The organism is Coleofasciculus sp. D1-CHI-01 (genome assembly GCF_040218875.1).
Lineage (GTDB): Bacteria > Cyanobacteriota > Cyanobacteriia > Cyanobacteriales > Coleofasciculaceae > Coleofasciculus.
Window position 1 is genome coordinate 1 of the sequence record NZ_JAVJQP010000187.1, and the last position, 21036, is coordinate 21036.

A 21036-nucleotide genomic window follows, 5' to 3' on the forward strand; every position below is an offset into this window, starting at 1 on the left:
GGGAAGCTGGGGAAGCTGGGGGAGCTGGGGGAGCAAGGGTACATTTTACCTGAGCAAGGTGATGCCATACTTATGAAGGATGCTACCCCATTTCCTTGCACTTTATCCACTGTAAATATGGCTCAAAGCATTGATAGCTAAGGGTTCCGGCTTTGTGCAGCAAGCCCTACTTATGGGTGCAAAGGATAAGATAGTAGTGAAACCCGCCCCTACATACCGAACATTTGGTCGGGGCGGGTTTAGGGATATCAGGGTGAAAACTAAACGTTAATGGTAAAACCCGCCCCTACACATAGACGCGCCATGGCACGTCTCTACATGATTTCCTCATCTTCCCCATCTTCCTACCTTGATATCAACCCGTCACCACAAAATTGACCAGCTTTCCCGGTACAACAATCACCTTTTTCACCGTCTTACCTGTGATATAACGCTGGGCAACCTCTGACTCCCTGGCATACTGTTCCAACGCTGATTTATCGGAATCAGCAGGAACCTGAATTGTGCCACGGGTTTTACCCATAATTTGAATTACCAGGGTAATCTCATCGGCGACTAATGCTTCTGGTTCAAAAGTACACCAGGGTTGTAAGTGAACCGAGTCCGTGTGACCAATTCCATGCCATAACTCTTCCGCAATATGGGGGGCAAAGGGGGCTAATAATAGAATCAGAGTCTCGATTCCTTCGGCGTAAACCGGGGAGTCTTTGCACTTAGCATCACCGAGGGCGTTGCTGAGTTTCATTAACTCGGAAACCGCCGTATTAAATTGATACTCCCCATCTAAATCTTCAGTGACTTCCTTAATCGCCGTGTGAACTGCCCGCCGCAGGTCTTTTTCCGGTTTACTTAACTCAGAGGGAGTGGTAGTTGAACGGTTGGTTCCTTTTGTCGTAAACTCCTCCACCAACCGCCAAACCCGATTCAGGAAACGGAATTGTCCCTCCACATCCGCATCATCCCATTCCAAGTCTTTTTCTGGAGGGGCTTTAAACAGGATAAACATGCGGGCGGTATCAGCACCATATTTGTTAATTACCTCTTCGGGTGCAACACCGTTATATTTAGATTTGGACATGGTTTTGTAGGACACCTCCAGCTTTTCCCCCGTTTCTGGGTCTTTGGGGTCACTGGGGTTGACTTCTACCGAGGGAATCCATTTCCCAGTTCTGGGATTCATATAGGTTAACCCCTGCACCATCCCCTGAGTTAACAGACGTTGGAACGGTTCATCAAAATTGAGTAAGCCGCGATCGCGCAAAACTTTAGTGAAGAAACGGGAGTACAATAGGTGCAAAATCGCATGTTCGATGCCACCCACGTACTGGTCTACGGGCATCCAGTCATTCGTTTTACTCGAGTCAAACACCTGCTGGTGATTATTCGCATCAGGATAACGCAGGAAATACCACGACGAATCAATAAACGTATCCATCGTATCCGTTTCCCGTTTCGCCGCTGTACCACAGGTGGGACAAGGCACATCCGCCCATCCCTGCACCTGGGATAAGGAGGCGACTCGCCCACCACTCATGGCTACATTCTCCGGTAATTCTACAGGCAACTCTTGCTCCGGAACCGGGACAATGCCACAATCAGGACAGTAAATTACCGGAATCGGTGCGCCCCAATAGCGTTGGCGCGAAATTAACCAATCCCGCAGGCGGTACTGTATCCGGGCTTTCCCCCATCCTTTACGTTCGGCGTATTTGACAATCTCTTCTTTGGCGGAAATAGATTCCATCCCATTAAACAAGTCAGAATTCACCACCACACCGGGTTCAGTATACGCCTGTTTCGGTTCAGCTTTCGGGTCAGCCGCATCTGCGGGGACAATCACCGTCTTGATGGGTAACTTCTGTTCCGTGGCAAATTGGAAATCTCGCGCATCATGGGCGGGAACTCCCATCACCGCCCCTGTGCCATATTCATAGAGGACGTAATCGGCAATCCAAATCGGGATTTCTTCCCCCGTAAACGGATTAATCGCCTTACCCCCAGTGGGAATACCGCGTTTCGGCTTATCCTCAGCCGTGCGTTCCAGTTCGCTTTCCTGAGTCACCTCGTTAATAAAGGCGTCAACCTCAGCTTTGCGGTCAGGAGTCGTAACCTTTGGAGTTAAGGGATGTTCCGGGGCTAACACCACATAGGTAACGCCATAAACGGTATCGGGGCGAGTGGTAAAGACACCGATTTTTTCATCGAAGTTGATAATGGGAAACTCTAAATAAGCGCCGATGGATTTGCCAATCCAGTTGGCTTGCATCAACTTCACCCGTTCGGGCCATCCCTCCAACTTATCTAAGTCGTTGAGTAATTGTTCGGCATAATCGGTAATTTTCAGGAACCACTGGCGTAAGAGTTTCCGTTCCACTTTCGCACCAGAACGCCAGGAACGCCCCTCACTATCCACCTGTTCATTGGCGAGTACGGTTTGGTCAATCGGGTCCCAGTTGACAGCGGCTTCTTTCTGATAGGCTAATCCGGCGTGGAGAAACTGCAAGAAAATCCACTGCGTCCACTGGTAATAGTCGGGCGCACAGGTTGCCAGTTCCCGGTTCCAGTCGTAGGACAATCCTAGACGCTTTAACTCAGACTGCATCTGAGTAATATTTTCATAAGTCCACTTGGCGGGATGAACGCCGCGCTGAATCGCCGCATTTTCCGCAGGTAGTCCAAAGGCATCCCACCCCATCGGATGCAGGACTCGATAGCCCTGCATCCGGCTTTTGCGGGCAATGACATCGGTAATTGTATAGTTACGGACGTGACCCATGTGCAGGTTGCCCGATGGATAGGGGAACATGGACAGGGCATAGAATTTGGGCTTATCTGCCTTGTCCTGGGTTTGGTCTAGGTTTTGGTGTGACCAATGGGTTTGCCACTTTTCCTCTATCTCGACGGGGTTATAACGCGACTCCACAAAAGAATCTCCTACAGGGTTGAACTCATCCGTTTTAACAATTTTGGCACATCATCAGGGGAGATGAGGAGTTTGTATGTAGTAAGGGCTTTAGCCCCTTACAATCTTGGGTTGACTACTAGCGTGACAGCGTGACAGTGACAGCGATAGCAAGAAGAGGCGATTGAAATCGCTGCTACACAAACAAAGTCCGCCTGCGCGGACTGGGTTATAACAGGGGTAGCTAACCCGGATTTGGTATAACTGCCTAAACCATCACGCATCCGTAATAAACCTTCTGCCCCCTGCCCAAAACGTTGTAGAGACATTCTCAGGGAACGTCTCTAAGTAGTCGGACAAAAGAAAACGGCACTGTACTAAGTTTTGTAAACAAGCCTCAAACCCTTACGAAGTTTTCAAGATGTATATTCATAACCGTCAGCCTGATGAATTGTTTTCAAATATTTAGGATGCACATCAAAACTTTTACCTCCTGTAGTTAATTTGAAACTTGGCTTAAATCGAATAGCAATTCGACCCGTATAGGTTCCCGCATACTTTCCATTCAGGACATTAGCTTTGACCAAATCACCTGTTTGGAAACATAAGAAAAACTTTCGAGAAGGAGCATGACGAACAGGAAATCCGTAACGGTTAGTGCCGCAGCGCTGCCTCCTACCATGCCCTTTAGCTTTAATAACTAAAGGTTTTACTCCGTTTAGCAAAAGTTTTTCTGGCGTAGATGCCCCTACACAGGCAGCATCTGTCCAATGGTGCTTTTCAATCCCTCTGGTTTGTCGGTTGAACTTGGTTCGCCCACCCGAGCCAACTTCTACAGGTAAGCCAGTTGATTGAAGTCTTCTGTATAGTTCCCATCGGGTAGCATTGACAGCGGCAGCATCCTTAAGTGGTGCTTTAGCTTGAGCCAATACTCGCTTGAGGATTTCTGGTTTTTTCTTGAGGAATTCCTCAACAGATTTATTTCCTTTGGCTTGATTGCAAGAATGGCAACTAAGGCAAAGGTTGCTAACTCGATTTGAGCCACCCTTGCTTTTGGCAAGGAGAGTTATAGATTGCAAGACTCTCACCTGATCCTGATCGACTGTACCTGCGGCTGCAATGGAAAGGGGAGGGAATTCAAATTCATAATTCAATCGCATCGCCAAATCTTAATCGTTTTATCCGCACTTCCGCTGACAAGAATTTGCCCATCTAAACTAATCGCCAGGGCATGTACAGCAGCCGTATGACCTTTGAGGGTGCGAAGTTTCCGCCCTTTTCTAATCTGCCACAATTTAATCGTTTTATCAGCGCTACCACTAGCAAGAATCTGCCCATCGGGACTAAATGCTACCGCATTAACCCGATCATGATGCCCTTTTAACGTTCGCAGTATTCGTCCACTACTGAGTTGCCAGAGTTTAATCGTTCCATCGGCACTTCCACTGGCAAGAATCTGCCCATCGGAACTAAATGATACTGCATTTACAGTATCATGATGACCTGTAAGTGTATGCAATTCCCGCGCCTTTCCTACCTGCCATAATTTAATTGTTTTATCGCTACTCCCACTGGCAAGAATCTTGCCATCTGGACTAATCGCCACCCCATTGACTCCAGCAGTATGACCCTTAAAGGTGCGTAGTTCTCGCCCCTTAGCCAGAGACCAAAGTTTAATCGTTTTATCATCGCTACCACTGGCAATTAACTTACCATCGGGACTAATTTTTACCGACTTAACCCCAGCAAATAAGCCTGAATGTCCGGTTAAGGTTCGCCGTTCCTTCCCGGTACTAAGTTGCCAAAGTTTAATCATTTTATCATTCCCCCCACTCACCAAAATTTGCCCATCGGGACTAATCGCAATGGATTGAACATAGCCAAACCTACCGGCATGCCCTTTGAGAGTTTGCTGTTCCTTTCCCGTTTGCACATCCCATAATTTAATTTTTCCATCTGTACTACCACTAACCACTGTTTCTCGATCTGGACTAATCGCAACGGCGTAGACAAAGTAGGTATGACCTTTCAGCGTATGAACACAGCGCCAGTTCTGCTGGAGTGGCTGCAAGACTACATTTTGTAGCTTACTAATGCAGAAAAGTACATCTTGATACTCTCGCAAATCTTGTTGTTGCCAATACAGACTAGCCGCTTGATTAAAATCCGCGATCGCCTGTCGGTGTTCGCCCAGTTGAGAATACGCCAGTCCGCGATATTTATAGGCTTTAACCAAGTCAATATCCAGCCAAATCGCTTTACTAAAATAGTCGATTGCTTGCTGATATTGACAATCCTTTGCCAGTTCCATTCCCCACTGGTAATAGGTTGTCGCATCCACATCCTGGTCAACCTCTGGCTGAGGTAACACCGGAGTGTATGACTTCAGATTTTGGTAAGCCTCATTTATTTTTTTAAGTTTCTCTTGTCCTTTAGCTTGTCGTTGCGGATCATCAGGAAAACGATCCGGATGCCAACGTCTAGCTAATTCCCGATAGGCTTGTTTAATTTCCTCTAAAGACGCACCCGGTTGCAGTCCCAAAATTACATAATACTGATTAAACTGATCCATGAAAATTACGAATTATCTGAATTATAATAAATTCTATTTTTCCCGTTTCTTAACCCATGACAAATGACGAATGACAAATGACAACCTTATTGATATCGCCAAATCTTAATTGTGCCATCGCCACTCCCACTAATAATCATCTCTCCATCTTGACTCAATGCAATCGAATTCACATCACTGGTATGTCCCGCTAACGTCGCCGCCACTTTACCACCATGCAAATCCCACACCTTAATTGTGGTATCAGCGCTACCACTAACCAACATTCGTCCATTATGACTAAATTTTACAGTTCGCACCCAATCCGCATGTCCTCTGAGAGTAGCCAAGAGTTTACCATTGCCTAAATGCCATAATTTAATCGTCGTATCGCTACTACCACTGGCAAGTATTTTCCCCTGGGGGTCAATCGCCACAGAATTGACATCCCGTTCATGACCTGTAAAAGTATTTACTAATTCACCATTATCCAGACACCATAACTTCACCGTATTATCACTACTTCCACTCGCCAGTAATTGCCCATCAGGGCTAAAAATAACTGAATTAATTCCGCGTAAATGGCGGAATGTATAGAGTAAAGTGCCAGTCTCAATTTGCCAAACTTTAATGATTTGGCGATCGCTACCACTTGCTATTAATTGCCCATCAGGACTTATTGCCAAACAAATCGACACTCTCGCATCGAAATAATCCGCGATCGTACAGCTTACAAAACCGGATTGCCACTGCCATAATTCGATTGTGTCATCAACACTACCACTGGCAAGAATTTGACCGTCAGGACTAAACGCCACCGACAACACAGGTTTTATATGTTTGATCAACGTATGCAACAGTTCCCCTGTCTGAAGATTCCACAATTTAACCGTTTTATCAAAACTTCCACTCGCCAGACATTGTTCATCCGGACTAATTGCCACTGAACAAACCGAACTTGAATGACCGATGAGCGTATGAATGCATTTCCACGTTTTTTTCTGAGTAATAAGTTGATAAATTGTCGGTATAGTTAACGTTTGAACTTGGGCAAAATAGCGGTGACGTGTCGTCAGTGAATCAGGATTCAAGTCCTGTAAAACATCTCGCGCTTTTTGATAGCGCCGCCGGACGGGACGTTGCAACAATTTATCGAGAACTTGCTCTAATTCAGGACTCAGGGACGTAGTTAAATAATCTCGCCACACCCAATCTCCCTCATTCACACAATAAAGTTCTAAGGGATGGCGTCGAGTCAACAAATGAATACAAATTACACCCAGGCTATACAAATCACTCGCAAAAAACGCTTGACCTAATGCCTGTTCCGGTGCCGCATAGCCAGCCGAACCAATAATTGTTCCTTTGCGAGTGAGAGCAGTAATCGTGGCAAATTTAGCCGCACCAAAATCCACAAGTACCAGTTGTCCTTTCCTGGCTCCCTGGAAATTGGAGCAAGAACGACAAATCACATTGGCTGGCTTAATATCCCGATGAATAACATTATGATTGTGAATAAAATCTAGCAATGGCAGCAAACTATTGAGTAAGTCTCGAATTTGCTGTTCAGTAAAAGCACCTTGAGCGATTAACATTTGAGCTAAATCGTACCCAGGAATATATTCTTGTACCAAATACTGGCGATTATCCCGATTAAAATGGGCAAACAGTTCTGGAATTTGGGGATGGTAGCCCAAATCATCAAGACGCACCGCTTCTTGCTCAAAAAGTTCCGCCGCTTTCTGGACAGTATCGGTTCCTTGAGCTTGAGGATAAAATTGTTTGATCACACAATGCGGCTTAGACGGTTTATCCTCATCCACCGCTAAAAACGTTCTACCAAATCCCCCCTGTCCAATTAATCGCAGCCCCCGATAACGCTCTCTCAATAGCAAATTTGACCCACAACTTTGGCAAAATCGATTACCCTCGTGGTTCTGAGGCTGTAGGCATTTAGGGTTGAGACAGTAGCTCATAATTTGTTTATGTCATTTGTTTATGTCATGTGTCATTTGAATCCAAGCCGTAGGAATGCACGAGTGTACTGTATGTATCTATAGTAAACCTTCCGCCCACTGCCGACAGAGACAGCGATCGCGTCCCTTATTACTCTCAGTTTAACTCTGGGTATTATCTTGCAACCAACTGGTTAAATCGGTAACATCAGTGAAGCTTAGGACAGCATCGGCTAATACTTCTAATTGCCCAGAGGATAATTGACGCAGGCGGGTTTGCAGTTCCGGCGCGATCGCTCCGATACGACGTTCTAATAAACGCAAGATTAATCCAATTTCCCCTTCTTGTTTACCTTGCTCTAAACCTTGTTCTAAACCTTGTTCTAAACCTTGCTCTAAACCTTGTTCTAAACCTTGTTCAATGCCTTTCAAAATAGCGCCACGTTGGTCTTCTAGAAACATCTGCTGCTTTTCTAGCGTTTCCAACTCTTCCAGACTTAAGTTCGCTTGATTAGCAATTCTAAACGCTTTCTGAATAGCAGCAACTTCATCCATTGTTTCCGGTACACTGTCTAAGTTGCTCGTTTGTTTCATGAAATAAATCCATTTATCGGTTAATGTTTCTAATTCATTTGAATCTTTCTGAAAATTCGTCAACTCTACAAAAATCAATTCTAAAGGATGTTCCGGATATATGAATAAATCCTCCATATCGGTAAAAGTAAATCGGGAAATGACTTTATTTCGATGGGGAAACATCTGAAAGTCTGTAATTGTTAAAGCAATGACAGAATTCAGCTTAGAGTATCCTTCCCCAGATTTGAGTTGAGTCGCAAAGGTTTTAGTAGCATTGAAGACAACTCGTTTATCAAAAGCAACGACATTTAAGACTTGCATTTCAATGATAACGATTTTGTTTCCAGTAATTTTCGCCTTAACGTCCAAAAATGTGTCTTTTAGACCAGGAATACTCGGCGGCAAATACGGATCGATAATCTCTAAGTCTTCGATGGTTGGATTACCTTCGTATAGAAGCGCATTTAAAAAGCTAATCAGGATGTCTTTACTATCGGTAGAGCCGAATATTTTTTTGAAAGCAAAGTCTGTTTTGGGGTTGATAAAAGTCATATATAGCACCTACTTTATTTATGGAATTACAGAGTAATAGGGGTAATATCAAAGAAAAGAGTTTACAATTCTTGAGGTTAGCTATAGAGAAGAGGGGACTATAAAACATTGTATTATGTGATCAAGTTATTGACAGATAGAATCGCGATCGCAGCGCAAGGTTGACTGGACTGGAGTTCAGGCGCGATCGCACTCTTCAAGCCTACGCCATATCTTAATGGTTTTGTCGCTACTCCCACTAATCAATCGCTGTCCATCAGGACTGAAAACCACGGATGTCACCGCCCCTGCATGGTCAGATAAGGTGTCAATTAACTCCCCATCCTCCAGATTCCAGAGTTTCAGGGTTTGGTCACAACTTCCACTGACTAAGATTTTACTATCCAGACTGAAGGTAAGACAGCGCACCTGATCAGTATGTCCCTTTAATGTATACCTTTCTTGTCCAGTTCTCATGTCCCATACTTTAATTGTACAGTCTGCACTTCCACTCGCCAGCCATTGTCCATCGGGGCTAAATATGACCGCATAAATTCCCCTTTGATGTCCGTTAAGTGTGATCGTATCGTTGCGAACAGAGGAACGCACATCCCAGAGTTTAATCATGCCATCCCGACTCCCACTCGCCAGGATTTGTCCATTGGGACTAAAGGCTACGGTATGAACTTTGTCCCCATGTCCTTTAAAAATGCGTTTTTGGGCTAACGTATTAGCATCCCAAAGTTTAACAGTACAGTCAGCACTCCCACTTGCCAAGGTTAAACCATCGGGACTAAAGGCGACGGCGAGAAAATAGTAAAAATAGCCCTTTAGACTACGTTTCTGCTGTCCAGTACGAGTATCCCACAGCTTAATCGTATGATCCGCGCTTCCACTGGCTAAGGTTTGTGCGTGAGGATTAAAGGAAATGGATAAAACTGGGTGGTAATGTCCTTTAAGGATGAGGTGTTTTTGTTTAGTTTCAATATCCCACAATTGGATTGTATTGTTAATCGTGTTAGTGGCGATAATTTGCCCGTCTGGATGAAGTGTAAGCGTGGTAATTGGCGCTAAATTTCCGGTGAGGGTGTTGACACATTGCCATCGGGGAATGGTGTTTGGTAAAAGCGGTTGAACTTCTATCGTGGGAGAATTGGGGTTAATCGGTTCTGGGGTTGGGAATTGGGAAAACCTAACCCCCCAGCCCCCTTCCAAACCCCCCGCGTTCCCCCCTTTTAGATCCCCCTTCCGTCCCCCTTCAAAAGGGGGAGACCAGATGTTGCTTCGCTGTTTTTGCACGGGGGAGGAGAGAGGATGCTTCGCTTTTGTGGCACGGAAGGGGGAGTATGAAAGCCCCTCCCCGACGCGGGGAGGGGTTTGGAGAGGGGTCTTTTCCCTAGTTAATTGATCCACAGTATCCTGAAGTTGTGCGATCGCACTCTGTAACTCCGTAATCTGGGATGGGAGAGATTCTAAGTTAGTAACTCGTTGCTGGAGTTGTGCGATCGCGGTTTCTGTCTGTTGATGAGTCTTCTGATAGAATCGCCCTCGATTAGCTAGATTCAATCCCAGAGTAATCGTAATCGGTGCGGCGGCGTAAACCGCCTGCTGAGTGGCGGCGGCGATAACCGTTCCCAATCCTGAAGCAGCGAGGAAAAGGTATTCGGTAATCTTTAGCCAGTGGCGGTTACTCATAAGGGAATAACTCAAATTGAGCGATCGCGACCCATTTCCCGATACAATATCTGGGCATTGTAGCAGCAAAAGGTAGGCAGAATGGTACAGGCAACGATTGGTATTATTGGCGGTAGCGGACTTTACCAAATGGATGCCCTCAAAGATGTGCAAGAGGTGCAACTCGATACCCCCTTTGGCAAGCCGTCTGATGCTTTAATTGTCGGGACTCTAGAAGGAACCCCCGTCGCCTTTCTCGCTCGTCATGGTCGTAACCATCATCTCATGCCCACTGAATTACCCTTTCGCGCCAATATCCACGCGATGAAACAGTTGGGCGTTAAGTATCTGATTTCCGCCTCAGCCGTGGGTTCCCTCCAGGAAGCAGCCAAACCTTTAGATATGGTCATACCCAATCAATTTATTGACCGCACCAAAAATCGTGTATCTACCTTTTTCGGTGAGGGGATTGTGGCACATATTGGCTTTGCTGAACCCGTATGTCATCAACTCGCCGAGGTTTTAGCTGATGCGGTGGCTAGCTTACAGTTAACTGATGTCACCCTGCATCGCGGTGGCACATACATCTGTATGGAAGGACCCGCCTTTTCCACTCAAGCTGAATCCCATCTCTATCGTAGTTGGGGCGCAACGGTGGTTGGGATGACGAATTTACCGGAGGCAAAACTAGCGCGAGAAGCAGAAATCGCCTACGCCACCTTAGCCCTAGTCACCGATTATGATTGCTGGCATCCCGATCATGACAGCGTAACCGTAGAAATGGTGATTGGCAATTTACGGCGCAATGCGACGAATGCTCAACAGGTGATTCAACAAACCGTGCGGCGTCTTGCCCAAAATCCACCCCCATCCGAGGCACACTCAGCGTTAAAGTACGCGATTTTGACCCCACTCGACAAAGCGCCAGAGGCGACGAAGCAGAAGTTAAGCCTCTTCTTGCAAAAATACGTTTGATGTCATTCGTCATACTCGCTTCCCGAAAAGAAGCAAGCTACGCTCTTTGTTGATTGTTCATGGTTAATGGTTCATTGGTAATCCCCTTCCCCAGCTCCCCCAGCTCCCCCAGCTCCCCCTAATCCCCCAGCTCCCCCATCTCCCCCTCACCCCATCCCCCCTTCTGCCAGACTGAAAAAGCTTGCGTAATACAACGTAATATTAACAAACGTAAACTTATACCCATATTTACGTTTCCAACTGTGTATGATGGTTTGTATGACCCAACTGTATTACAGCGGCACCAAAAGATTTTCTTAAATCGCCGTTGTTACAGAAAGCCTCTGTTAGCTACAGGTTCCGACCCTGGTTGAGAGATGGTTAACAGAGGTTGGGTAAACAGGGTGCATCTACTATTCATAACTCAGACGCTTATGTGTCCCTAGACTCTCTCATTCAACTATCTCATACAACACTATTTGTAATACAAAATAAAATTTTCGTAATACGTTGGCTGTAGTGAGAGCAATCTCCCAGAGGAGAGTCTGAGTAAATCACTCACGATGCTGGGAGATTTAATTAATTAATTAATTAATTAAATTAATTTATAGGACAGGTATAAAAAAGTTACTTACGCAAAAGCTGACATTGCTAGCGTTTTAGGTTAGGGTTATTTACTAAGAGAGTCGTAAATTTCTGTAATCTCATCTGTAATGTCAACAGATTAGTGGGAAGAAACCAAAGACAGGGTGTAGGGAATAGCGGCTGAGGACTAACGCTCGAAAGTCGCCGCTTCCACGCAGAAGGAGAGAGAGAACATCTATGCGATATGTGGGTAATTTTTTGAGGGAACGTTGCTATCTCACCGAACTCAACGCCCCGATCAACCAAATTATTACTCAGGATGCTGCTGCTAAAACAAATAGATTAAGTGATTGCAACTAGAAAGCAGAGTAGGGGTTCAAAGGAATTGGCAAACGATGCTCAAATTAACAACACCAAACGTTGGCAAAACCAAACGATGGTGTTATTCGAGTTGACTCAATCTCAGAGACTCAACGCCGAAGATTTGACCACCGTAATTTGTGACTTGACAAAAGCCGCCGCCAATGCATTAGACGTTGAGCGAGTCAGCGTATGGTTGTACAACGATGCAGCTTCCCAGCTTAATTGTGTGGAACGGTATGAGGACGGTAAACACTATCATGGCTGGGACAAAACCCCAGGACAAAGCCAGGGAAAAGATATCAGTCCACCTGTATTGCCGAAGACGTGTTGTTGTCTTACCAATCCCCTCTTGCTGGGGCGATTGGATGTACCGATCTGGCAAAACGAACAGATGATCGGTATGATTAGCTACGAACAAAGCGTATCCAGTCCGAGGGAGTGGACGCCTCAAGACAAAACCTTTGCCAGCGCGATCGCGAATTTAATTGCCCTGCGACTGGAACAATGGCATCACCAACAGGCAATGCAGGAGTTGAATCAGGGAGAAAGCCGTTACCGATTACTGGTTGAGAAGTCTCCCGATCTGATTTCTCAACATCGGACAGATGGGGTCTATTTATATGCTTCACCCGCTTGTCGTACCCTCTTAGGATACGAATCTGATCAGTTGGTGGGACATTCCATTTACGAGTTGGTGCATCCTGAAGATGTCACCGCGATTAAACAGATCTACTCCAACCCAACGGATTGCCAACACCAGCAACCGATTCGCTACCGCATCCGTCATCAAAGCGGCGATTATCGATGGCTAGAAAGCACGATCAATCCTATCTGCCATCCTCAAACCAATCAAGTAACCGAACTTGTCCTTGTCTCGCGGGAGATTAGTCAACCCCAGCCCGCCGCAGAATCACGCCACCAAGCCACACCTCACCCCTTGAAGATGAACCCCTTAGCTGTGGCAAAACAGGCAAACCCATTTAAACCCTTGGGCTTAGGATCTCGCCTTTCCCGATTAACCCATCCCCCGGCGATGCCCACAACCCCCGCCCCACCCAGCCACAGCCGGATTTCCGCACTGGCGGCGGTGGTGGAAGATCGGCTGATGAGTGGCATGATGTTATTGGGGAATCAATCCCTTAACTCAGAATCTCGGCGTACCTTTAGCTGGGTTGCCAATGCCATTGCCGTTGCCATTGATCAATATTGGGCGCGTTCAGAACTACTCAGCCGTCGCGAATCTCTGCTTTTTGGACTTGCCAATCAAATTCGCAACTCCCTAGAACTTCATACTATCCTGGAAACAGCAGTAGAATCGATTCGCACGCTACTCAAAATCGATCGCTGTCAATTTCTCTGGTATCGACTCAAAGCACAACCCCCCCATTGGGATGTAGTCAAAGAAGCCAGAACACCTGATTTATCCAGCTCTATCGGTCAACATTCAACCGAGCAAATAGCCCCCCTTGCCCAGCGGATTCTCAAGCGAGAAATTGTTCAGGTTGATGATGTGGAAACTTGTGATGACCCGATCCTAAAACAGTTTTTAACCCGACAGGGATATACCTCAATCTTGTCCCTACCGATTAAAACCCGGGCGGGAGACATTGGCGCGATTAGTTGTATTCACGGGACAGAACAACGTCCCTGGGATAATAGTGAGGTGGAACTGTTACAAGCGGTTGTCGCTCAACTAACGATCGCACTCGATCAAGCCTCCCTCTACACCCAAGCCCGTGAAAGCGCTGAGATTGCCCAAGCCCAAACCCAAGAACTTGAACAAACCCTAAATCAGCTTCAAGCCACCCAAGCCAAACTTGTGCAGAGTGAAAAAATGTCCAGTTTAGGACAATTAGTGGCAGGTGTGGCACATGAACTGAATAATCCAGTTAATTTTATTCACAATAACTTGACCTACGCCAGTGCCTATTTTTATGACCTCTTGAATCTGGTACGCCTTTATCAAGAGCATTATCCCAATCCGGCGGCGGCTATTGCCGAGCAAGAGGAACTCATTGATGTTGACTTTATCGCCGATGACTTACCCAAACTGCTGCGTTCTATGCAACGGGGAACCGATCGGATTAGTTCTATTGTCCTCAGCTTACGCAACTTCTCCCGCCTGGATGAAGCCGAGATGAAACAGGCTGACTTAAATCAGGGAATTGAGAGTACCTTACTGATGTTGCAACATCGCCTCAAACCCAAAGGGAACCAGCCAGAGATTCAAGTGTTGACGGAGTATGGTGAGTTGCCAGAGGCAGACTGTTATCCTGGACAACTTAACCAGGTGTTTCTGAACATTCTCAACAACGCGATCGATGTTTTGGAGCAGTCTTTTAAAGATAATCCTGATTATCCTGCACCAATCATTGCTATTCGCACTGGGTTATTAGAAGGCTCTCCAGATTCCTCACATCAGCCAGACTCGCAGCTAGATATTCAGAATGAGGACAAGAAACCATCTGTAGTGAATTGTCCCCGAATTGTGATTCAAATTGCCGATAATGGACCAGGAATGACAGATGAGGTAAAAGCACGGCTATTTGATCCGTTCTTTTCCACCAAAGCAGTTGGACAAGGGGTTGGTTTAGGATTGACAATTTGTTATCAAATTGTGGTCGAACATCATCATGGTGTTCTTCATTGCACCTCCACTCCAGGGAAAGGGACTGAATTTTGGATCGAGATTCCGATTCAGCAAGTTATAACCTCATAGGATTAATGTTCCAGACTTAGCCTACTAAGTCTGGACAGATTTTTCTTTCCTAATGTATAAGAATAATTGTGGTACGCTTAAAAGCCAGACAATCGATTTGTGGCGTGGATGTGAGGAAGTGATTCCAGAATTCGATGAAAACGGCAATCTACTACCAGGAGTTCATTTTGGCGAATGGGAAGAGTTTCAGCAGAGATTTGGTACAACGTTGAGGAGACAACGTATGATAGATGGTCTGGAACTGGCAATGACCCAATTAAAAGCCGCAGGTTGTCGAACTATTTATATTGATGGTAGTTTTGTCACCAGTAAACCCAACCCTGGTGATTTTGATGCCTGTTGGGACGATGATGGGGTTGATATAGATTACCTGAAATCCATTGCTCCTACTTTATATAACTCTGCCCTGCGACGTGCTGAACAAAAAAGTAAGTATAAAGGTGAAATATTTCCCGCTAATTACCCAGCTAATGATGCTGGAACAGTCTATTTAGATTTTTTTCAATTTGACACCAGAACGAATACGCGCAAAGGGATTATAGCTATAGATTTACAGAGGTGGATACCGTAATGATAAAAAATGAGCAGCAATATCACTACTCCTTAGATTGGTTGCGGCGATTTGAACAGTCTGTCGCCGAATTGGATAGTAATGAAAACTTGAAAGCTGAACCAGTACGCTGGCAGCTTCATAGAGACTCCTATCAGAGTCAAGTTAACGAGTTAAAAGAAGAAATTGCTGAATATGAAAGACTGACTAATTGTGATAAAGGTCAGCCAATTAAAATTAAAGTTGAGAATTTAAATAAGCTGCCCGATGCTTTAATCAAAGCCAGGATAGCTGCCCAAATCAGCCAAAACGAACTGGCTGATTTGTTGGGAATTGATCAGCAACGAGTTAAGCAGTATGAAGACACCGATTATCAATGTGCCAGTTTTGTAGAAATCCTGGAAGTTAGTACAGCGTTGGGTGTGGAATTTGAGACGGCTGTGATTCGGGTAGATTTTGAGGAAATAGAAGCCGTTAAACAAACTGTAGAAAAATGGCGAAATAAAAATATGAGTAGGGCAACTAAAACCTCATAAAAACTAGGTGGTGAGTCACTGTGGAAACCCACGCTACATCAAGGTTGAGCACGATTGTACATAAGCATAACAGCTACTAAAAAATAGCGGAAAGCCACACAATGAGGCAGTTCCGATTTTTTGGCTGGGGGAACTTCAGATTAAAAGTATAGCAGTAGACACATCGAGCTATGGCGATTGCTATATTATCCAGTCGTCTTTAGACAACTTTCGCTTTTAGCCAGTGGTTTAAACCACTGGCTGATTAACGCGAATGATGCGAGATATGAGTTATGCGCCAACGGGTTGCTTAACGAGCGATCGCGCGGCTTCAACGATGGCATCGGCGTCAATTTTTGCCTCATGCATCAGTTCTTGGGGTTTGCCAGAACCGGGCATATTTTGTACCGCTAACTTAATTAATCGCAGTTGAGAACCTTGATAGGTGGGTGCAGTATTAACACCAGCAAAGGCATCCTGTACGGCGGCACCTAAGCCACCTTCCAGCCAATGATCTTCGACGACAATCAAGTTGCCTTCGGTATCTTGTGCGGCTTGATGCAGGGTTTCTGTATCAATGGGTTTAACCGAATAGGCATCAATAATCCGGGCGGTGATACCCTCTTGTTTGAGCCGATCATACGCCTTCAGTGCTTCGTGCAATGTCACCCCGGCACCAATCACCGTCACTTGGTCGCGATCGCTACCCCGAATGACTTTGCTACCACCAATGGGAAATTCTTCCTCTTTTTCATAAATAACGGGGGTTTTCATCCGCGTTGTCCGCAGGTAAACGATCCCATCCCGGTCAACCATTTGACCCGCCAGTTTAGCGGTTTGGTTACCATCACAGGGATACAGAACCGTACTACTCCAAACGGCTCGCATGGATGCCAAGTCTTCTAATGCCATTTGCGAGGGTCCATCTTGACCAATGGAAATTCCGGCGTGAGACCCCGATAACTTGATATTGGCACGAGAAATAGCTGCCATTCGCACGAAGTCATAAGCGCGACTCAGGAACGCACCAAAGCTAGAGACAAACGGTTTATAATGCCGTGCTTGCAATCCCATCGCCGCTCCCACCATCTGCTGTTCAGCAATGAACATTTCAAAAAAGCGATCGCTATGGGTTTTGGCGAAGAATTTGGCGCGGGTTGAATTGCTGACTTCCCCGTCAAGCGCAACCACATCGGATCGCGATGCGCCAATAGCGGCTAATGCCTTACCGTAGGCTGTACGGGTGGCGACGTTCTCGCCTTCATCATAGGTGGGAAGTTCCAAGGGTTGCGTCTCGCCCATTGTGGCGGGTTCTCCCTCGTCCTCCGGTTTCTGGACGGAAATCTGAATATTGCGCTCGCCGCCTAATTCCTCAATTGCCGCTTTTGCCTTCTCATCGTCCAAATTCTTACCATGCCAGCCACTCTGATTTTCTACCACAGAGGCACCCTTGCCTTTCACGGTGCGGGCAATAATGACGACAGGTTGGTTATGGATGGACAGCGCTTCACCGTAGGCTTGCTCAATCTCCTTAAAATCATGACCATCGATTTCAATCGCGTGCCAACCAAACGCTCTCGCCCGGGTTGCATAAGCTTGGGTATTCCAGCCCAGTTCAGTTTGACCCCGTTGACCCAAGCGATTCACATCAATCGTCAGAATCAGATTATCCAGATTATAGTAGGAAGCGTGATCAAAGGCTTCCCAAACTGATCCTTCAGCGGTTTCACTATCGCCTTGAAGTACCCAAACCCGATAGGGAAGTTGATCCAGGTACTTAGCTGCTAAAGCCATTCCGACACCAACGGATAAGCCTTGTCCCAGAGAACCCGTTGCTACCTCAATTCCAGGGATCAGGGGAACTGGATGACCCTGAACCGGACTGCCAAACTGACGCAGGGACATCATCTCCTCGTCTGACATCACCCCAGCCGCTTTCTGCATGGCATAGAGTAAGGGACAAGCATGTCCTTTGGAGAGAATGAAGCGATCGTTATTCGGGTTATCGGGATGGTCAAAGTCATAGCGGAAATACTTGGACATGAAGACAGCCATTAAATCCGCCGCCGACATGGAGGAGGTAGGATGACCAGAACCCGCCGCCGTCGTAGAGCGAATACTATCCACGCGCAGTTGTTGAGCGAGTTCGTGCCATTGATTCTGGGTCGTCATAATTATTCTTCTTATTGAACGTCAACCAAAGGGGGAAAGTTCTCTAACCCCTTGAAATTCAGGATATAAGCCTTAGAGGAGTAAGGCTTAGATTAGCGATATTGCAAAAATTAGAATCATGCCCAAATCTAGAGAAAATATCATCAATCGATAGCTAAATAAGTAATTACTACTAAGCCAACTTATAATATCCAATCCCTGACTAGGGCAACCATAACTTTAATAAATTTGAAGCCTGCTTTACGTCTGCCTTATGACATAAAAATAGCCTTGATATCTTATCTGTCTTAGGAGTGACGAATATCCTCGCTGAGGAGTTTTACCCTAGTGAAGGCTTCGGTGGTGCAGTCGGGTTAAGTTCAATGTCATTGACTTAAGGCTGGTGGGCAATGCCCACCCTACGGCATATCAAAGGTTTTGGAGAGCTGACAATGCTTATTTCAGTGCCATTCGGGTTAAGTTAAATGCCTTGCCTTGATCAGCCAAAGCCTCAATTAGAGATAGAGAGAGAAATTGAACGATAAAAAAATAAGGAGAATTAAAATGCCGACTCAAAGCGAACAAGTTATCGGAGTACAGAACACAAACTATAACCTGGTTAGTGTGTTGTATCACATGCTCAATGGTGCAGCTACTTACGATGAGTATATCCAGGATGCCGAGCAATCTGGCGATCAGGAACTGGCTCAGTTTTTACAAAATGTTAAAAAGCAGAATGCCGAGTGCGCTAATAAAGCCCAAGAGTTACTGGCGCAGCGAATTAAATAGTCGTCAACCAGCGCTATCCTAATAAATTAGGTTAAGCTTCTTTTCTGAATGAGAGGAGGCTTTTTGGCTAACTATTGCCCTGGCTCTATTCCAACACTTAATTTAATTTGAGTTAGTTTTATTATGCATATTGGATTTCTTAACCCACAAGGTAACTTTGATCGCCATGATAGTTACTGGACAGAACATCCAGATTTCGGGGGTCAGCTCATCTATGTGAAAAATGTGGCGGTGGAGATGGCAAAGCATGGTCACAACGTAGACATTCTCACCCGCCAGATTATTGACCCAGAATGGTCTGAATTTTCCGAGAAATTTGATCACTATCCCGATGCGCCCAATGTTCGGATTATCCGCTTACCGGCTGGACCGAAAGAATTTCTCCGCAAAGAATTACTCTGGTCACATCTGGTGAAAGATTGGATACCTAATATCCTCCAATTTTATCGAGAGGAAGGGAATTTCCCTGATGTGATGACCAGCCATTATGCTGATGGTGGTATATCGGGGGTTTTAATTGAAGCTGAAGTGGGTATTCCCTTCACCTTTACCGCTCATTCTTTGGGGGCGTTGAAGATGGATAAATTGGAAGTCACGCCCGAAAATATTCCCGAAACGGATGAGTATTATCACTTCGGACGCCGCATTGTTGCTGAACGGTTGAGTATGAATCGCTCGGCTGTCAATATTACCAGTACAACAGATCAAGAACGGTTTAAACAATACGCTCATCCTGCCTATCGAGGGGCAGTTAATGTCAACAATGATGCTCGTTTTGCCGAAATTACACCCGGCGTTGACCCTTCATTGTTCGATCTTGAATCCCGTTCTCCAAACGAGGAAGAAACCTATCAATTAATTCAAGAACGATTAGCGCGGGATATTAAAGAAGATCGACGAGATTTGCCAGCGATTATTGCAGCCAGTCGATTAGCACCGAAAAAGAATCATCTGGGTTTAGTCCAAGCCTTTGCTGAGAGTGAAACGCTGCAAGAAAAAGCTAATCTGGTTATTTTTACTCAGGGAGAAGACAACCCACTGCGGGAACCAGTGAGCAATCATACAGCAGAAAAAGAGGTGCTTATTCCCCTACGCGAAGTTGTCAACAATAATCACTTACGGGGTAAAATTAGTGCCTTTAGCCTCCCAGATCAACCCGCCCTCGCCGCCGCGTATCGATTTTTGGCTCAACGTCATTCTGTATTTGCTCTCACGTCTCACCATGAACCTTTTGGATTGGGTCCAATAGAAGCCGCGTTAGCTGGATTACCCTTAGTCGTGACTAAAAATAGTGGTTTAAGGGAGAGTTTACGAGAGGGAGATGAGGTTTATGGTATTTTTATTGATCCAGAGAATCCAGCAGCAATTGCTCAAGGTTTAGAAGATGTTCTCAGTGATTCTCAACGGTGGGAGTGGTTCCATAACGCCTGTCGTGAGCATATATGGAACCATTACACTTGGAGGACAACGGCGATAGATTATCTGAAGTTAATTGAGGAGATTCTCGCTTCACCTAACGCCCGTCGTCCTGATGAATTGTTGCCGATTCATCGCTATTTTCGTGATCCGCGACCTGAAAATGATGTATCGTTGGACGAGTTGAAGGAACTCTATTTCCAATCGTCATTGTCTTCATCGTAGGGGGTTAATTTAGTAAGGTTTGGCGGTAGGGAGAGGGCAATGTGGTGTCATCAGGACTATCACTTATTCAAGCTTTGTAGAAGAATTTCAACGAGCCGATATACGTGTGTTCCTGGTGTAGGAGGCCAATTTTGTGTCGCTGTTGGATGTAGCTGCTTGGCACGAGCTACCGCATCTGCGATCTTGGGTTCGTATAAAGATAGCTCAAGTTTACTACTATTGTAACTTCCTAAAAGGACTTTTAGCCTTGTCTTGAAATCCTGGCAACTTTTATCCTGGGGATTTAAATCGGAAAAGTGTAGACACAACCAAACTTCAAAACAGGGATTGCTGATAGCTAAATAATAATTTTTCTGTTTAGCTTCACGACAAACTGAGCTTAAATTTTGAGACGTCCAACGATCTACATCAAATACCAGCCAAAGCATATCATAAACGTTGTGGGTCTCCAAAGAAAGGGATAGCACCAAAACGACCGTTTAAGTAACCTTATTATCGTTAAGGAGAAATCCATTAATTTTGTTGACTCGCCCTCATCTTTTGTTAACCCTGAATAAAGGATAAGGTGGTGGGTTACGGC

The 21036-nt window shown here is 45.6% G+C and carries 13 protein-coding genes and 1 pseudogene; 6 read left to right on the top strand and 8 right to left on the bottom strand.

Annotation, left to right across the window (positions count from 1 at the left end; all coding sequences use genetic code 11):
- Positions 1 to 355: 355 nt before the first annotated feature.
- The 6 genes and pseudogenes from leuS to RIB93_RS31640 all read right to left on the bottom strand — a co-directional run bounded on the left by leuS (position 356) and on the right by RIB93_RS31640 (position 10210).
- Complete coding sequence (gene leuS, locus RIB93_RS31615; RefSeq protein WP_446379128.1) at positions 356 to 2923, bottom strand: leucine--tRNA ligase; 2568 nt, start codon at positions 2921 to 2923, stop codon at positions 356 to 358.
- A 395-nt stretch (positions 2924 to 3318) separates the two neighbouring features.
- Positions 3319 to 3966, bottom strand: a pseudogene (locus RIB93_RS31620) (RNA-guided endonuclease IscB); the annotation flags it as partial.
- Positions 3967 to 4052: 86 nt separating this feature from the next.
- Positions 4053 to 5474, bottom strand: a complete 1422-nt coding sequence (locus tag RIB93_RS31625) for a WD40 domain-containing protein (RefSeq protein WP_446379130.1) — start codon at positions 5472 to 5474, stop codon at positions 4053 to 4055.
- 86 nt (positions 5475 to 5560) lie between these two features.
- On the bottom strand, positions 5561 to 7429 hold the full coding sequence (locus tag RIB93_RS31630) for a protein kinase domain-containing protein (RefSeq protein WP_446379132.1): 1869 nt from the start codon (positions 7427 to 7429) through the stop codon (positions 5561 to 5563).
- 141 nt (positions 7430 to 7570) lie between these two features.
- Positions 7571 to 8536, bottom strand: coding sequence for an Rpn family recombination-promoting nuclease/putative transposase (locus RIB93_RS31635; RefSeq protein WP_446379134.1), 966 nt, complete (start codon positions 8534 to 8536; stop codon positions 7571 to 7573).
- 177 nt (positions 8537 to 8713) lie between these two features.
- Positions 8714 to 10210 (bottom strand): hypothetical protein, encoded by a 1497-nt coding sequence (locus RIB93_RS31640; RefSeq protein ID WP_446379136.1) that lies wholly within the window; start codon positions 10208 to 10210, stop codon positions 8714 to 8716.
- Positions 10211 to 10291: 81 nt separating this feature from the next.
- Between RIB93_RS31640 and RIB93_RS31645 the strand changes: the two genes are divergently transcribed.
- From RIB93_RS31645 to RIB93_RS31660, 4 genes are all read left to right on the top strand, one after another.
- Entirely contained in the window at positions 10292 to 11164 is an 873-nt protein-coding gene (locus RIB93_RS31645) for an S-methyl-5'-thioadenosine phosphorylase (protein WP_446379138.1), read from the top strand.
- Between the two features lie 910 nt (positions 11165 to 12074).
- Entirely contained in the window at positions 12075 to 14810 is a 2736-nt protein-coding gene (locus RIB93_RS31650) for a GAF domain-containing protein (protein ID WP_446379140.1), read from the top strand.
- 118 nt (positions 14811 to 14928) lie between these two features.
- A complete protein-coding gene (locus RIB93_RS31655; protein WP_446379160.1) occupies positions 14929 to 15381 on the top strand; it encodes a DUF6932 family protein in 453 nt (150 codons plus the stop codon).
- Positions 15381 to 15896, top strand: a complete 516-nt coding sequence (locus RIB93_RS31660) for a helix-turn-helix domain-containing protein (RefSeq protein WP_446379142.1) — start codon at positions 15381 to 15383, stop codon at positions 15894 to 15896. The genes RIB93_RS31655 and RIB93_RS31660 overlap by 1 nt, the downstream gene beginning before the upstream one ends.
- Before the next feature lie 270 nt (positions 15897 to 16166).
- Here RIB93_RS31660 and RIB93_RS31665 read toward each other — a convergent pair whose 3' ends face one another.
- Positions 16167 to 18047 carry a transketolase gene (locus RIB93_RS31665; protein WP_446379144.1) on the bottom strand — a complete coding sequence of 627 codons (1881 nt, stop codon included), beginning with the start codon at positions 18045 to 18047 and terminating at the stop codon, positions 16167 to 16169.
- Positions 18048 to 18590: 543 nt separating this feature from the next.
- On the opposite strand from RIB93_RS31665, the gene RIB93_RS31670 reads away from it, so the two are divergent.
- The gene (locus tag RIB93_RS31670; protein ID WP_446379146.1) at positions 18591 to 18815 is read left to right on the top strand and encodes a hypothetical protein; all 225 of its coding nucleotides are present in this window, start codon (positions 18591 to 18593) and stop codon (positions 18813 to 18815) included.
- A gap of 123 nt (positions 18816 to 18938) precedes the next feature.
- Positions 18939 to 20456: a glycosyltransferase gene (locus RIB93_RS31675; RefSeq protein WP_446379148.1), complete on the top strand. Its 1518-nt coding sequence runs from the start codon at positions 18939 to 18941 to the stop codon at positions 20454 to 20456.
- A gap of 59 nt (positions 20457 to 20515) precedes the next feature.
- Here RIB93_RS31675 and RIB93_RS31680 read toward each other — a convergent pair whose 3' ends face one another.
- The gene (locus RIB93_RS31680) at positions 20516 to 20923 is read right to left on the bottom strand and encodes an RloB family protein (RefSeq protein ID WP_446379150.1); all 408 of its coding nucleotides are present in this window, start codon (positions 20921 to 20923) and stop codon (positions 20516 to 20518) included.
- Between the last annotated feature and the right edge of the window lie 113 nt (positions 20924 to 21036).

Bases quoted from the DNA above. Each gene is read 5' to 3' on its own strand.
- RIB93_RS31640 (WP_446379136.1), bottom strand. From the start codon at position 10,210: ATGAGTAACCGCCACTGGCTAAAGATTACCGAATACCTTTTCCTCGCT.
- RIB93_RS31645 (WP_446379138.1), top strand. From the start codon at position 10,292: ATGGTACAGGCAACGATTGGTATTATTGGCGGTAGCGGACTTTACCAA.
- RIB93_RS31665 (WP_446379144.1), bottom strand. From the start codon at position 18,047: ATGACGACCCAGAATCAATGGCACGAACTCGCTCAACAACTGCGCGTG.
- RIB93_RS31635 (WP_446379134.1), bottom strand. From the start codon at position 8,536: ATGACTTTTATCAACCCCAAAACAGACTTTGCTTTCAAAAAAATATTC.
- RIB93_RS31675 (WP_446379148.1), top strand. From the start codon at position 18,939: ATGCATATTGGATTTCTTAACCCACAAGGTAACTTTGATCGCCATGAT.
- RIB93_RS31670 (WP_446379146.1), top strand. From the start codon at position 18,591: ATGCCGACTCAAAGCGAACAAGTTATCGGAGTACAGAACACAAACTAT.
- RIB93_RS31625 (WP_446379130.1), bottom strand. From the start codon at position 5,474: ATGGATCAGTTTAATCAGTATTATGTAATTTTGGGACTGCAACCGGGT.
- RIB93_RS31660 (WP_446379142.1), top strand. From the start codon at position 15,381: ATGATAAAAAATGAGCAGCAATATCACTACTCCTTAGATTGGTTGCGG.
- RIB93_RS31630 (WP_446379132.1), bottom strand. From the start codon at position 7,429: ATGAGCTACTGTCTCAACCCTAAATGCCTACAGCCTCAGAACCACGAG.